Here is a 14,811-nt window from a genome sequence, read left to right on the forward strand (position 1 = left end):
GCGCGCAAACATCAGGCGACGTTCTGTTCTGCCGACCAATTGGCGTACCACTGGCGGAACAGCGCGTACTGATTTTCCGCGTAGCGGCGCTGGGCGTCACTGAGCACGTCGGTTTCGTTGAAGTGCAGGGCGTAGCCCTTGTCGCCGTTGAGCACCATCAGGTGCTTGTAATACAGCACCAGGTCGCAGCCTTCATCGAAGGATGACAGCACCGCCAACGCGGCCTCCAGTTCACGGGCCAGGCGCCGCGCCTTGGCATCGCCCTTGGCCGCCTGTGTGCTCAGGGCCACCAGCTGCAGCACTTCCCGTGGCAAGGCATTGCCGATACCGGTGATGGCGCCCGTGGCGTTGCAGTTGACGAAACCGTGCACCACCTGGGTGTCGACGCCGACCATCAACGTCACGCTGTCGTCCTGGGACGTGATGTGTTCGGCGGCGTAGCGCAGGTCGGCGCCGCCGCCGAATTCCTTGAAGCCGATCAGGTTCGGGTGCTCGCGACGCAGTTCAAAAAACAGCTCGGCGCGGGTGGCGAAGCCGTAGTACGGGCTGTTGTAGATCACTGCCGGCAGGTCCGGCGCGGCCTTGAGAATCGCCGAGAAGTGAGCCTTTTGCGCAGTGGCAGACGCGCCACGGGACAGTACGCGGGGAATCACCATCAAGCCATGGGCGCCGACCTTGGCCGCATGGGCGGCATGGGCCACCGCTTCACGGCTGTTCACCGCGCCAGTGCCGACAATGGTCGGCACGCCGGCCGCCACCAGGCGCGCCACGCCTTCCTGGCGTTCGGCCTCGCTGAGCAGCGGCCAGTCGCCCATGGAACCGCAATACACCACCGCGCTCATGCCGGCCCCGATCAACTCGCGGCCTTTGGCGACCAGTGCGTCGAAGTCCGGCGTGCGCGCGGCCGTGCACGGGGTCATCAGCGCCGGGATGCAACCGGTGAAAATGTTGTCGCTCATGGTGCTCACTCCGTTCAGTCAAATAGAGGGGGCTCCGATGCCCCAGGCGAAAGGGTCCTGCTCGTCGATCAGCAACGTGCTGTCGGCGGTCATGTAGGCGCGGCCGGTGATGAAAGGGATGACACGTTCGCCGTCCCATTCATAACGGCCTTCGAATTGGCTGCCGGTGATGCTGGCCTGTACCCAGGTTGCCCCGGCGGCGAGCTTGCCGTCGGCGGCCAGGCACGCCAGTTTGGCGCTGGTGCCGGTGCCGCACGGGGAGCGGTCGTAGGCCTTGCCGGGGCACATCACGAAGTTGCGGCTGTCGGCGTGGGCGTCGTCGGCAAACAGTTCGATATGCTCGATCAGTGCGCCGTCTGCACCGCCGATGCCCTGGTCCTCCAAGGCCTTGAGCATTGCCCAGGTGTAATCGGTGAGCGCGTCGACATTGTGCATCTCCAGCGCCATGCCGTGCTCGGATACCAGGAAGAACCAGTTGCCGCCCCAGGCGATATCGCCGTGCACCACGCCATGCCCTGGCACCGCCACTGCCACGTGCTGGCGATAGCGATAGGCGGGCACGTTGCGCAGGGTCACGGCGCCGTCGTCGTGCAAGGTGGCGGTTACCGGGCCCACCGGCGTGTCGATGCGGTGCACCCCCGGCTGGATACGCCCCAGGTGGTGCAAGGACGCGACCAGCCCGAGCGTGCCGTGGCCACACATGCCCAGGTAACCGGCGTTGTTGAAGAAGATCACCCCGCAGGTAGCCCCCGGCGTGACGGGTTCGCAGTACAGCGCGCCGACAAGCACATCGTTGCCACGGGGTTCCAGCAGGCAAGCGCGGCGCCATGGGTCGTGTTCGCTGCGCAGGTTGTGCAACTGGTCGGCAATGCTCGCACCCTTGAGCGCGGGGAAACCGGCCATCACCAGGCGCGTCGGTTCGCCGCCGGTGTGGGAGTCGATCACATGCAGTCGCTTCATAGCGTTGCCTTCTGGTGGGTGATTGGATCGGCAGGCAGTGGCGTTATCGTGAACGCGCAGGCGACGCGGCGATTGATGTTTTTTGCCGACATCGATGACGAATTCAGCACAGTTTTCCTCCCTCGACAGCACTCGGGGCATCGGGCAATCTGCTATGCGTCGAGGGATCAGCAGGGGAAATACCGTCATGATGCACAACGCGTTTGCGACCCTTTGCCAAGGCGGCGGTGCGAATCGCCCCCATGACATCGAGCAGTTGGTGGCCGGCGTAGCGCAGTTGCTGCCGATGCTGGATGTGATCCCCAATGCGGCCCTCTTCATCAAGGACCTGGACGCCCGTTACGTGCTTGCCAACCGCACGTTGGTGCAGCGCTGCGGCCTCAAGCATCTGCAACCGTTGCTGGGCAAGACCAGCGCCGAAGTCTTCCCGGCACCATTGGGGCCGGGCTACACCGAGCAGGATCGGCGTGTGCTGGAGCAGGGGTTTGTGCTTGAGGACCAACTCGAACTGCACCTCTACGGCAGCCGCGAACCCGGTTGGTGCCTGACCCACAAATGGCCGTTGTACAACCATGAAGACCGCATCATCGGCCTGGCCGGCATCTCAGTGGACCTGCAATCGGCCAGCCAGACCCACCCGGCCTACCAGCGCCTGGCCGCTGTGGACGAGCACATCCGCACGCACTTCAACCGCCGCGTCAGCCTCAGCGAACTGACACGCATCGCGGGAATCTCCGTGGCGCAGCTGGAGCGCTACTGCAAGCGCGTGTTCCACCTCACACCCCGGCAGATGATCCAAAAGGTGCGGCTGGAACACGCCCATCGCCTCTTGCACGGCAACCTGCCGATCACCGAAGTGGCCTTGCAGTGTGGTTACACCGATCACAGTGCGTTTACCCGGCAGTTCAAGGCTTCGACCGGGTTTACGCCACGCCAGTATCGTCAAGCCACGGAGGGAATGGCGTAACGACGGCCATTGCAATGCAACGAATGGGCTCCGTCCCCCTCATATGTCTACAAGTAACGTTTTACGACGACAGGTACCGAGCTTATGACCGCGGCTGAAAACAACCATGTGAACTGGCTGGTAGAACAATCGATGCTGCATGCCGCCCGCCAGCGCGCCAAGCTCTATTCCGGGCAAGGCCGGTTGTGGCAACAGCCCTTTGCACAGACACGACCGCGCGATGCCACGGCCCTTTCGTCGGTGTGGTTCACCGCGTACCCCGCGTCGATCGTGACCCGCGAGGGCGGTACGGTGCTGGAAGCGCTGGGGGATGAAACCCTGTGGCATACCTTGTCGAAGATCGGCATCCAGGGCATTCACAACGGCCCGCTGAAAAAGTCCGGCGGCCTTAGCGACACGCGGCACACGCCGACCATCGATGGCAACTTCGACCGCATCAGCTTCGAGATCGACCCGCAGCTGGGCACCGAGGCGCAGTTGCAGGCGTTGACGCGCATGGCAGCGGCGCACAACGCAGTGATCATTGACGATGTGATCCCGTCCCACACCGGCAAGGGTGCGGATTTCCGCCTGGCCGAGATGGCCTACGAGGATTACCCCGGCCTCTATCACATGGTGGAAATCCGTGAGGAAGACTGGCCGTTGCTGCCCGACGTGGCCGAGGGCCGTGATGCCCAGAACCTCAGCCCCTTGCAGGTGGACGCCCTGCGCGACAAGCATTACATCGTCGGTCAGTTGCAGCGGGTGATCTTCTTTGAACCTGGCGTCAAGGAAACCGACTGGAGCACCACCGCCGAAGTCATCGGCGTGGATGGCAAGCCGCGCCGTTGGGTGTACTTGCACTACTTCAAGGAAGGCCAGCCGTCGCTCAACTGGCTGGACCCGACCTTCGCCGCTCAGCAAATGATCATTGGCGACGCCCTGCACGCCATCGACGTGATGGGCGCCAAGATCCTGCGCCTGGACGCCAACGGCTTCCTCGGTGTGGAGCGCAAGCTCGATGGTACTGCCTGGTCCGAAAGCCATCCGCTGTCAATCACCGGCAACCAACTGCTCGGCGGGGCGATTCGCAAGGCGGGCGGGTTCAGCTTTCAGGAACTGAACCTCACCGTCGACGATATTGCTTCCATGTCCCACGGCGGCGCCGACCTCTCCTATGACTTCATCACCCGGCCTGCGTACCAGCATGCGCTGCTGATGGGCGATGCCGAGTTTCTGCGCCTGATGCTGCGCGAGATGCACCGCCAGGGCATCGACCCCGGCTCGCTGATCCATGCCTTGCAAAATCACGACGAGTTGACGCTGGAACTGGTGCACTTCTGGACCCTGCATGCCCACGACAGCTTCCTCTACCAGGGCCAGACCTTTCCCGGCAATATCCTGCGCGAGCACATCCGTGAACAGATGTACGAGCGCCTGACGGGCGAGCATGCGCCGTATAACCTCAAGTTCGTCACCAATGGCGTGTCCTGCACCACGGCCAGCATCATCACGGCGGCGCTGGGTATCCGTGACCTGGAGGCGATCACGCCGGCGGATATCCAACAGATCCGCCAGATCCATTTGCTGCTGGTGATGTACAACGCCATGCAGCCTGGAGTATTTGCCTTGTCCGGCTGGGACCTGGTGGGGGCGCTGCCGTTGGCGGCTGACGACGTTGCGCACTTGATGCAGGACGGCGACACCCGCTGGATTCATCGCGGGGCTTACGATCTGGTGGACCTGAACCCCGATGCCGAACTCTCCGCCGGCCAGATGCCACGCTCGAAAAGCCTGTATGGCAGCCTGAACAGCCAACTGCTGGACCCCGACTCATTTGCCTCGCAACTGCAAAAAATCCTGGCCGTGCGCCGCGCCTACGACATCGCCGCCAGCCGCCAGATCCTGGTGCCGGGCGTGGAAAACCCCGCGCTGCTGATCATGGTTCACGACTTGCCGGCCGGGAAGGGCACGCAAATCACTGCGCTGAACTTCGGCCCTACGCCGATCACGGAAACCCTGCACCTGCCGGATATCGCCGCGGGGATGGTGGTGGACATCATCAATGAACGGGTTGAGGGCGACCTGACGGCGGAGGGTGAATTCACCATTACCCTGGATGCCTATGAAGGGTTGGCACTGCGGGTCGTGAGCAGCTCACCGATATAACGGTGGCCAGATCAAAAGCCACAGCGCGCTACAGACCCAGTTCAGACAACCCCGGATGGTCATCCGGGCGTCGGCCCTGCGGCCAGTGGAACAGGCGTTCGCTTTGCTGGATCGGCTTGTCGTTGATGCAGGCAAAACGGTTGGCCATCAGGCCGTTTTCGTCGAATTCCCAATTCTCGTTGCCGTATGAACGGTACCAGTTGCCTGAGTCGTCATGCCATTCGTAGGCGTAGCGTACGGCGATGCGGTTGTCGGTGAAGGCCCACAGTTCCTTGATCAGGCGGTAATCCAGTTCCCTGGCCCATTTGCGGGTGAGAAAGTCCTTGGCCTGTTCACGGTTATGGACGAATTCGGCGCGATTACGCCACTGGGTGTCCAGGGTGTAGGCCAGGGACACCCGTTGTGGGTCGCGGGAGTTCCAGCCGTCTTCGGCCAGGCGGACTTTTTCGATGGCCGATTCGCGGGTAAATGGCGGCAGCGGCGGGCGTGTTTCTGGGGGGGATGACATTTCAGCGCTCCTGTTTCAGACAAAGTTGCTCGGCCAGTGCATTCAAAGCGCCAATAATGTTCGCGCCATGCCTTGCGCATTATCCGCAGCGGTTGAATCGCCCATGACCAGGGCAACGGTAATGGCGCCATCGATCAGGATCAGCAGCTGCGCGGCCTGCCGTTCGGGGTCGGGGGTGCCATGGGCTTGGCACAGTTCAAGTGCGTACTCGAACAGTTTCTGTTTATGCGCTTTGGCCAGCTGGCGCACGGGGTTGTGCGGGTCGCCGGTTTCGCCGCTGGTGTTAATGAAGGCGCAGCCGCGAAAATCCGCCGAGCCAAACCAGGTTCTGAGTGCGTCGAACAGCGCGAGCAGGCGTTCGCCGCTGCCGTCGATGCCTTCCACTTCGCCCCGCAGCCAGCGCATCCAGCGCTCGTCGCGGCGTTGCAGCGCAGCGATGACCAACTCGTCTTTATTGGCGAAGTAGCGGTAAATGCTCTTGCGCGAGACACCGGCGGTTTTCACCAGCAAGTCCATGCCGGTGGCGGCGATGCCGTGGCGATAGATCAGTTTCTCGGTGACGTCGAGGATAATGTCGCGGGTTTCATTGCCAGTCATGTCGTTCATGCGAGAGACAGTAGAACGATCGTTCTTCATGGTCAATTAACTTTTTCCATGCCAGGCAACGAGACCTGAGCAACCCCATGGTGTAAGCTCGGGGCCTCTTCGGATTCGACCCATTGCGAGCCCTATGCCGTCGTTCTTCAAACGCTCCCTGTTGCCCAAGCTGCGTGGTTTCCCCCTCACTCCCGACGCGCTCGACGTGTTGTCCGGTGCCGATGCGTATCGCCGCTGCCTGCTGGAAAAAATCTCCCAGGCCACTCGGCGTATCTACATCGTGGCGCTGTACCTGCAACAGGACGAAGCGGGGCAGGAGATCTACGATGCCCTGCACGCCGCCAAGGTTGCACGGCCGGAATTGGACATCGTGGTGGTGGTCGACTGGCTGCGTGCCCAGCGCGGGTTGATCGGCGCGGGCAAACAGCCGGGCAACAGCGCCTGGTACCAGGCCATGACACACCGCCATGCCAGTGAAGTGCCGGTGTACGGCGTACCGGTGCAAACCCGTGAGCTGTTTGGCGTGCTGCACCTCAAGGGTTTTGTGATCGATGACAGCGTGCTGTACAGCGGTGCCAGCCTGAACAACGTGTACCTGCACAAGTTCGACAAGTACCGGTTTGACCGTTACCACCTGATTCACAGCAAACCCCTGGCCGATTCGATGCAGCACCTGGTGGAACACGGCCTGGTCGCCTCCAAGGCGGTGCACCGCCTCGACCTGCCGAACCCGCCCACCACCCGCAGCCTGCGCAACGATATCGGCGACCTGCGCAGCCGCCTCAAACACGCGGTGTACGACACCACGGCCGGGCAGTTGCCCAATGGCCACCTGTCGGTCAGCCCGTTGCTCGGCGTTGGCAAGAACAACCCGCTGAGTCGGGTGATTCTGGAGCTGATCGCCAGCGCCCAGCAGCAACTGACCATCTGCACGCCGTATTTCAACCTGCCGCTGCCGGTGACCCGCGAGATCAACCGTGCCCTGGCGCGTGGCGTGAAGATCGACATCATCGTCGGCGACAAGACCGCCAACGACTTCTATATCCCGCCCAGCGAACCGTTCAAGGTCATCGCGGCGCTGCCTTATCTGTATGAAATCAGCCTGCGCCGCTTTGCCAAGCGCCATCAGCCGATGATCGACAGCGGGCAACTGAACCTGCATCTGTGGCGCGACGGCGACAACACCTACCACCTCAAGGGCATGTGGGTCGACGAACGCTATACCTTGCTCACCGGCAACAACCTCAACCCTAGGGCGTTCCGGCTCGACCTGGAAAACGCCTTGTTGATCGACGACCCCAGGGCCGAGTGGCTGGAGCCGCGTCGTACCGAGCTGGCACAGATTTTCCAGCACACCACGCGGATCGAGCGTTACCAGCAATTGCAAACCCTGGTGGACTACCCGGAAGCCGTCGGCAAGTTCCTGCGCCGGGTCAGCCGGGTGCGGATCGAGCGGTTGCTGTACCGGATCCTGTAATCCGGCGCAACGGAATACGTGGGGCGGCCGGACTCGGCTTACAGTCAGCATGCTTCAACGGTTCTTAGATAGCCTCTCCAGACAACGTGCAGAGAGGCTTTCACATGTTGACGTCACTATCGAACATCGGCTCGCCCGTTCCACAGGCCCCCATCGTCGCCGAACACAGCACCAGCCCCGCGATTCAGGCGCCGCGCCAACGGGCCGGCCTGGAACATACGCCGCGCCTGACGGCTGAGCGGGTGGAACGCGAGGCGCTGGCCGAGCGCCTTGAAGCAGGGCTTGGCGACCTCCTCGACGGCGAAATCACCGACTGGTCTTCAGAGGCCTGTGATCTCCCCCCCACATCGGCGCTGCCCGCGCTCAGCCAAGCCGCGATGGCGCGTCTGCAGGCACTTGTGTCTCGCCCGGAAATGCTCAGCCTGTTGCAACGTGAACGATTCGACTGGGACGGCAAGCCCTTCCGTGTGTCTGAAGGCCGTCTTGAACGCTTGACCCCGGTGGGCGGCTGGGTGGACTTGACCCGTTACGTCAACGCAGTGGAAACGTTGCGCGATGAACTGGCGGCATTGACCCCGCTGACCGAACCACTGGGCAATGCGGTGTACTCGACGCCACGCTTTGATGTGCGCCAGCTCCTGGAACTCAAGGGCCTTGGGTCGCCACGCACCGTGGCCGAGACACGCAATGTCATCCGCTGGTTACGGCTGTCGTTGCCGCCGGCGCCCCCGGTGGGCGACTACACCGGTCCGTTTGCGCCCGACACGTTGAGCGCCGCCGACAAGGCCACATTGACCAAGGTCGCGCGAATCAATCTGGGCGGCGTCAAACCTGGCCATATCGCCGGGTATTCGATCTATCAGCCGGCGAACATGGGCCGCACGTTCAGCGAGGTGCGTCGCGATATCGAGTGCCACCTGCAGCAACAAAACAAGCTGACACCGGCCCTGGCAGCGCGGTTGGCCTCGGTATACCTGGCGCAAGCAGCCCCGGAAATGCTGGTCATGGAGGTGCCGGACGCGGTGCGCATCGGCACTCCGGCCTGGATGGAATTACGCCTCGGCTGCGCGCTCGCCGATCATGCCGCACCGGGCACGTCACGGATGATGAGTGAGCACCAGGTCCGCGAGCTGACCCTCCTGGCGCCCACCTCAGAGGCACAAGCCCAGTTGATGCAACTCAATGCACTGAAAATCCTCGCCGACTGGGGCGTGTTGAACGGTGCCGTCAGGCTGCGCAGTGACGGCGAGTATTCTCAACACGACATCGAGGACGCTTCGCGGGCGTTGTTCAAGCAGCAGAAAGAGACGGTCGAGGCCTTCGCCTGCGCCAGCGCGGAGCTGCCGACCCGCAAAGCGCTGGCCATCAGGGAGTTGCTGCGGGCATTTCCGGACAGCACGGCGGCTGAGCTTGAGGGCATGTGCCTGGAATTGGCGAGCGCTGCGGATCGCCGTAACGCAGCGGTTACGGAGCCGCGCCGCCGTTCGCTGGTGGAAACCTACATGACCGGCGACCTCACACCGGGAAAATGGGTGCATAGCGAAGATCTGCTTGCACCTTCGGCGCCGGCGAAAACGCCCTATCAGTCAGGTCGTGCGCCGCAGATTGCGCAGGGCGACCAGGAAGCACTGGACCGACGTATTCGTCATCTGCCCGAGCTGGATGCGCTGCTTGAAAGCGCTGTCGGCAATCACCTCCAACAGCTCCAGGGCGCCTATGCAGTGAAGCTCAAGTTGATGCTTGCCCAGTTGCCGCTGGCCGAGCGCACGATGATCGAGCTGGGCAAGGTCCAATTGTTCACCCTGCGCGGCGAGACCGACGTCATTCAGGTCGAGGAGACCCAGGCCCAGAGAGATTCACAGCGCGGTCGCCAGGCAACCCTGATGCGCGTGGAGCATGATCAGGCGGTGGTCTATTACGAGGTCTTTGCCAGCGGCAAGCTGATCAAACGCACGGACCTGCCCGACGCCCTTGAGCTTGGCGGAGTGACCGGCAAGAAACCTATCGGCACGCGCCGTGGTTCTTCGAGTGTGCTGGTAACACGTGGCACCCAGATGCCTTTCGACTTTGCTGCCTACACGACCGGCTCAGCGCCAAGGCCAGGGGTAATGACGTCATCGGTTATCGTCGAACCGCTGGGAGGGGCAATTGCATCACGCGAGTTGCCGGCCAACCACACACTGCAAAGCTATGTTCCCAACACCTATGGCTCGCGAAAGATCGCTGAAATTGCCAACAGGATCGCCCGTGACAACTTCTATGAGCCCGCCGAAGCCCTGATGCAACGTGCGCGCGAGCCGTTGCCACTGGAAAAACGTCGCGAAGCCCGAGCCGGCGAGCATGAATTTCTGTTGGGATTCGTGCCGTTTCTGGGGGCATATCAGGCGTTCAAACGCGGCGATATCGCCCAGGGCCTGGGCAATCTGGCCCTGGATATGGTCGGTGTGGTCATCGGCGCCGGGGGGCAGGCGCGTGGGCTGCTGCGGTCGGCCAAGGCCTTGCTGCCCAACCCGGTGCAGCGCCTCGTCGCACGGTTCAGACCGCCCGCCGCTGCGCTGGCCGCCGCCAAGCCGGTGGCCACGTTCGGCGAGCGTGCGTTCGATTTCATCAAGCATTCCGGGTTGTTTGCCAATGCGGTGTTAAACCCGTTGGACGGTTACCCGCAACTGATCCGGGCCGCAACCAAGGGGCTGCTGAAGCTGCCGATGTTGCTGGCCGGGGGTGGGGTGAAATGGGGCAAGGCGGCGCCGCATCTGATCACGGCGGAAGAAAAACTGCGCAGCTACCTGATGGTTTCAGTGGGGCAGGAGAGCTGCGCCCAAGCGCCCAATGCGGTGACATCCCGCGCCGGAACGCAGGACGTCGAGTCAGGTGTTGATCAGTTCAGCCCCAGCTTACCGCGCAGGGTCGAGAGGTCTTCAGCCAGGGTGTTGACCGGACCCACGAGCGCCTTGCGGTCGTTTTCCTTCACTTTGTCGTAGGTCTCGAAGCCGCCGCCCTGGGTCTTGTACTTGGCCAGGATCTTGTCCACGGCGGCAAAGTTCTTGTCGACCTTGGCCAGGAAGGCCTTGTCTTGTTTCTCGATCTGGCCACGGAACAGGTCGACGATTTTCTTCGCGCCGTCGATGTTGCCCTGGAAGTCATACAGGTCGGTATGGCTGTAGCGGTCTTCTTCGCCGGAGATCTTGGTTGCAGCGACTTCTTCAAGCAGGGCTGCGGCGCCACCTACGACTTTTTCCGGCGGGAAGGTCAGGCCGTCGACGCGGGTCTTGAGGTCGTTGACGTCGGTGTTGAGCTTGGCGGTCAGCGTTTCCAGGCCCTTGGTCGAATTCTGCGAGAACAGTGCGTATTCGATGCGGTGAAAGCCGGTGAAGTCTTCGGCGGTCACGCCTTTTTCATGGTCATCGACGCGGGAGTCGATGGACGCATCCAGGTCGCTGAACAGCTCGGCGATCGGCTCGATGGACTCATAGTGCACACGGGTCGGCGCGTAGAGTTTCTTGGCGGTGGCCAGGTCGCCTTGGTTGATGGCATCGGTGAACGCCTGGGTCTGGGTCACCAGCTCGCCGATTTCCTCGGTGACGTAGATCTTGTAGTCCGACACCGGCCCTACCAGGTCCAGCGGCGCCGTGGTGGCGGCGAAGGCGGCCAGGGGCGAGAGGGTCATTAACAACGACAACGCGAGAGTCGACTTCTTCATGGGGCGGTTTCCGCTGTGGGGGTTTGGTTTCAGGTGTTGGCAGTGGTTTGGGGATGCGTGGCGGCGAGCAGCGTGCGGCCAATGAAATCCTTGGCGCCGGTGACGCCCGGCAAGGTGAAGAAGTACCCGCCGCCGACTGGCTTGAGGTATTCCTCCAGGGGCTCGCCGTTGAGCCGGGTCTGCACGCTGATAAAGCCTTTCTCCAGGTCAGCCTGGTAGCAGATGAACAACAGCCCCATGTCCAGCTGACCGTTTTTATTGACGCCGTTGGAGTAGTTGAACGGCCGGCGCAGGATCAAGTTGGCCTGAGTCTGCGGGGTGCGCGGGTTGGCCAGGCGGATGTGCGCATCGAGCTTGGTCAACTTGCCTTCCGGGTCTTTGCTGTAGTCAGGCACCTGGCTTTCCTGGCGGCCATCCATCGGCGCGCCGGTGGTCTTGACGCGGCCGATGATGCTCTCTTGTTCTTGCAGGGGCGTGCGGTCCCAGCGTTCGACGAAGTTGCGGATGATGCGCACCGCCTGATAGCTGCCATGGGCGGCCCAGGCCGGTTCGTCGCTGCCGGTTTGCACCCAGACGATCTGGTCCATGGCCTTGGCGTCGTTGGAGTTCGGGTTAGCCGAACCGTCACGAAAACCCAGGAAGTTGCGTGCGCTCTGCGCCGGCTCGCCGGGTTTGGCCGGGGCCTGGGGCGGCACGCTGCCTTCCTGTTTCCAGCGCACCAGCAACAGGTCGGGGAGGTTTTTCACGATGTCGCGCAGGGCGTGGATATTGGTGTCCGGGGTGTTGGAACAAAATTGCAGGCTCAGGTCGCCGTGGCACTGCGCCGGTTCCAGCGCGTCGTTGGGGAAACCGACCATGCGGCTCAGGCGCTTGGGTTTGGCGACGCCCAGGCCGAAGCGCTCATCGAACAGCGACTCGCCGACGGACACCGTGATGGTCAGGTTGTCCGGCGTGACCACCGGGCCAAGAATCCCTGAATCGGTAGGCGGCAGCTTTGGGTCGATCTGGGCCACGGTGCCGCCGGTCATCAGGAAACTGATGCGTTCGTTCAAGGTACGGAACAGGCGCTCCAGGTCTTCGCGGTCGCTGGCCAACACGTCGAATGCCACGAGCATGCCGCACGCCGGGCGCGGGGTGACGATGCCGCTTTGGTGCTGGCCGAAAAAGTCGTGGTGGTCCTGGGTCTTGTCACTGCGCGGCGCGGTGGTGACTTGTTCCTGGGCGGTGGCGGCCATGGCCGGGCAGCTCAGGCTGCTGCCGGCAATCGCGGCGCCAGTGGCGGCCATGCCCAGCAGGACACGGCGGCGTTGTAGATCAAACGGTGTTGAATCACTCATGTGTGCGGTCGTCTTCACTGCAGGCCGGAAAGGCCAAGGGCGGGGTCGATTCCATCGAGTGCAACGGCCAGAGCCTTGGCCTTGTCGGCGATCTGCTTGCGCTGATCGGCGGTGACGCTGTCGTACGTGGCGTAGCCTTTGTCGACCTTGAAACCCTGGAGTTCGGCATCGAAAGCGGCGAGGGCGCTGTCGATATGCGGCAACAGGTCGGCGGCGGACTTGGTCAACAGTGGGCGCATCAACTCGACCACCTTGTGCGCAGCCTCCAGATTGGCGGCAAAACCATTCAGGTCGACATGGCTGTAGCGTTCTTCCTCACCGCTGACGGCACGCACATCGGCCAGGCTGTTGAGGTTGCGCACCACGATGCTGACCAACTGCTCCGGCGGCAGGGACTGGGCCAGCAATTGCTGTTTGAGGGTGCTGACATCCGTTACCAGGCGCTGCGCCACCGGGGCCAGGCCATCAAGGCTGCGTTGCTGGAACAGGCTGTATTCGAGGCGATGGAAACCGCTGAAGGCCGGGTCTTGCTCACGTTTTTCAAAATAGTCGGCACGCGCGTTGATTGCGTTGTCCAGCTCGGCCAGGCGCTGGGAGGCCGGTGCCAGTCGTTGGTAAGCCTCACGGGCCGGCACATACAGCGCCTGGGCCTGGGTCAGGTCACCGGCGTCAATGGCGTGCTGCAAGGCGGTCGCAGCCTTGACCAGCGCGCTGCCCTGGCTGCTCAAGTACACGCGGAACTCCGACAGCGGGCCGATAAACGCCACCATTGATGGCTTGGCCTTGGCCTGGGCATCGGAGGCGGCCGTCGGCGTCACATGCAGGGTGCCACGGGGGTTGCTCAGCAGGCCGCAGGTGATCGCATAGTCGCCGGGCAGCAGGTTGGCGTTGATCACCTGGCTCAGGCCGGGGGCGATGTTTTCCCGTTCTTCGACTACCAGCACGCCGTCGAGGATTTCCCATTCCACGGCGCGGTCGGAGCGGTTGATGATGCGAAAGCTCGCACGCCCGGCCGGCACTGTCAGTGCATTGGGCTCGCAGGCGTGGCCATGAATAGTCACAGCGATTTCATTGCTGTTGGTCTGGCGCTTGGCGGCGGCCAATTGCGAGGCGTAATAAAACAGGCCACCGGCGGCGATCATCACGACCACCGAGCCGGCCACCGCCCAGCGCAAGGCGCGGGGAGGCGAGGCGGGTTGAGGCGTTGGGCTGGACAAGAGACGGTCCTTACTGGCTGGAAACGGAAGAGGGCGTGTGGGCGGGTTTGGCCGGTGCGGCAGGCAGGAAGAACATCACCAGCGCCACCACCAGATAAATCAGGTAGGCCCCCAGGGTGCTGACGGTTGGCGTTTCCTGATAGCCGAACATGCCAGCGAGCACCGAACCCAGCGGGCTGTCCATCGGCAACGCGGCGCTGAAGTCGAACAGCACGGTTTGCAGGTGGTTCCACACGCCGGCTTCGTGCAGGGCCTGTACCGAATTGGCCAGGATGCCGGCGGCAACCACCAGGATAAACAGCCCGGTCCAGCGGAAAAACGCGCCGAGGTTCAGGCGCATGCTGCCGGTGTAGATCAGGAAACCCACGATGATTGCCAAAACCAGGCCGAGCAGGGCGCCAATCGGCGCGCCCGGCCCTTCGCTTTGCTGGAACACGGCGAGCAGGAAAAACACGGTTTCCAGACCTTCACGGGCCACGGCGAAAAACACCATGAGGATCAATGCCGTGACCTGGTGTTTAGAGCCGGTCAACGCCTGATCAAGAGAGGCGTGCAGCGAATGCTTGATGGAGCGCGCCACTTTGCGCATCCAGAACACCATGGAACTGAGAATGCCCACGGCCACCAGGCCGACAATACCTTCGAACAGTTCCTGTTGTTTTTGCGGGAACTCGGCGCTGACCAACTCCAGGCCACCGCCCACCAACAACGCCAGCGCAGCGGCGAGAAATACCCCGATCCACACCGCCGGCATCCACTGGCCACGGCCGGTCTGTTGCAGGTAACTGGCGATGATGCCAACGATCAATGCTGCTTCAATGCCTTCGCGCAGCATGATGAGAAAGGGGACAAGCATTCGGCACCAGAACGTAACTAGATAGGAGCCTAAGTTGTAACATAATGATACTCATTACTAAACAGCCAATCTTGACGTTTGCTGA

12 protein-coding genes are annotated in these 14,811 nt (G+C 62.6%); 4 read left to right on the forward strand and 8 right to left on the reverse strand.

Going from position 1 to position 14,811, the window contains the following annotated elements; translation table 11 throughout:
- Positions 1-11 precede the first annotated feature (11 nt).
- Complete coding sequence (locus tag DNK50_RS16180) at positions 12-959, reverse strand: dihydrodipicolinate synthase family protein (RefSeq protein ID WP_099585163.1); 948 nt, start codon at positions 957-959, stop codon at positions 12-14.
- Positions 960-977: 18 nt separating this feature from the next.
- Positions 978-1,919 (reverse strand): 4-hydroxyproline epimerase, encoded by a 942-nt coding sequence (locus DNK50_RS16185; protein ID WP_112195120.1) that lies wholly within the window; start codon positions 1,917-1,919, stop codon positions 978-980.
- Between the two features lie 187 nt (positions 1,920-2,106).
- Here DNK50_RS16185 and DNK50_RS16190 point away from each other — a divergent pair, with 187 nt between their 5' ends.
- Positions 2,107-2,886, forward strand: coding sequence for an AraC family transcriptional regulator (locus DNK50_RS16190; protein ID WP_112195122.1), 780 nt, complete (start codon positions 2,107-2,109; stop codon positions 2,884-2,886).
- Positions 2,887-2,970: 84 nt separating this feature from the next.
- Positions 2,971-5,034 (forward strand): maltose alpha-D-glucosyltransferase, encoded by a 2,064-nt coding sequence (gene treS / locus DNK50_RS16195; protein WP_112195124.1) that lies wholly within the window; start codon positions 2,971-2,973, stop codon positions 5,032-5,034.
- Between the two features lie 28 nt (positions 5,035-5,062).
- Here the strand turns inward: treS and DNK50_RS16200 are convergent, their stop codons facing one another.
- Positions 5,063-5,542 (reverse strand): nuclear transport factor 2 family protein, encoded by a 480-nt coding sequence (locus DNK50_RS16200; protein ID WP_112195126.1) that lies wholly within the window; start codon positions 5,540-5,542, stop codon positions 5,063-5,065.
- A gap of 42 nt (positions 5,543-5,584) precedes the next feature.
- Complete coding sequence (locus DNK50_RS16205; protein ID WP_112195128.1) at positions 5,585-6,148, reverse strand: TetR/AcrR family transcriptional regulator; 564 nt, start codon at positions 6,146-6,148, stop codon at positions 5,585-5,587.
- Positions 6,149-6,272: 124 nt separating this feature from the next.
- Here DNK50_RS16205 and pssA point away from each other — a divergent pair, with 124 nt between their 5' ends.
- Together pssA and DNK50_RS16215 are read left to right on the forward strand one after the other, a co-directional pair.
- Positions 6,273-7,616 (forward strand): CDP-diacylglycerol--serine O-phosphatidyltransferase, encoded by a 1,344-nt coding sequence (pssA, locus tag DNK50_RS16210; RefSeq protein ID WP_112195130.1) that lies wholly within the window; start codon positions 6,273-6,275, stop codon positions 7,614-7,616.
- A gap of 104 nt (positions 7,617-7,720) precedes the next feature.
- Positions 7,721-10,597, forward strand: a complete 2,877-nt coding sequence (locus DNK50_RS16215; RefSeq protein WP_112195132.1) for a hypothetical protein — start codon at positions 7,721-7,723, stop codon at positions 10,595-10,597.
- On the opposite strand, the gene efeO (DNK50_RS16220) is transcribed toward DNK50_RS16215, so the two are convergent.
- The 4 genes from efeO (DNK50_RS16220) to efeU are packed head-to-tail and all read right to left on the reverse strand — an operon-like array spanning position 10,495 to position 14,726.
- Entirely contained in the window at positions 10,495-11,316 is an 822-nt protein-coding gene (efeO, locus tag DNK50_RS16220) for an iron uptake system protein EfeO (protein ID WP_112195134.1), read from the reverse strand. The genes DNK50_RS16215 and efeO (DNK50_RS16220) overlap by 103 nt on opposite strands.
- Before the next feature lie 29 nt (positions 11,317-11,345).
- On the reverse strand, positions 11,346-12,653 hold the full coding sequence (efeB, locus tag DNK50_RS16225) for an iron uptake transporter deferrochelatase/peroxidase subunit (RefSeq protein WP_099585261.1): 1,308 nt from the start codon (positions 12,651-12,653) through the stop codon (positions 11,346-11,348).
- Between the two features lie 14 nt (positions 12,654-12,667).
- A complete protein-coding gene (gene efeO, locus DNK50_RS16230; protein WP_112195136.1) occupies positions 12,668-13,870 on the reverse strand; it encodes an iron uptake system protein EfeO in 1,203 nt (400 codons plus the stop codon).
- A gap of 10 nt (positions 13,871-13,880) precedes the next feature.
- Complete coding sequence (gene efeU / locus DNK50_RS16235; protein WP_112195138.1) at positions 13,881-14,726, reverse strand: iron uptake transporter permease EfeU; 846 nt, start codon at positions 14,724-14,726, stop codon at positions 13,881-13,883.
- Positions 14,727-14,811: the final 85 nt, after the last annotated feature.

This window comes from Pseudomonas sp. LG1E9 (assembly GCF_003290225.1).
GTDB classification, from domain to species: domain Bacteria; phylum Pseudomonadota; class Gammaproteobacteria; order Pseudomonadales; family Pseudomonadaceae; genus Aquipseudomonas; species Aquipseudomonas cyclaminis.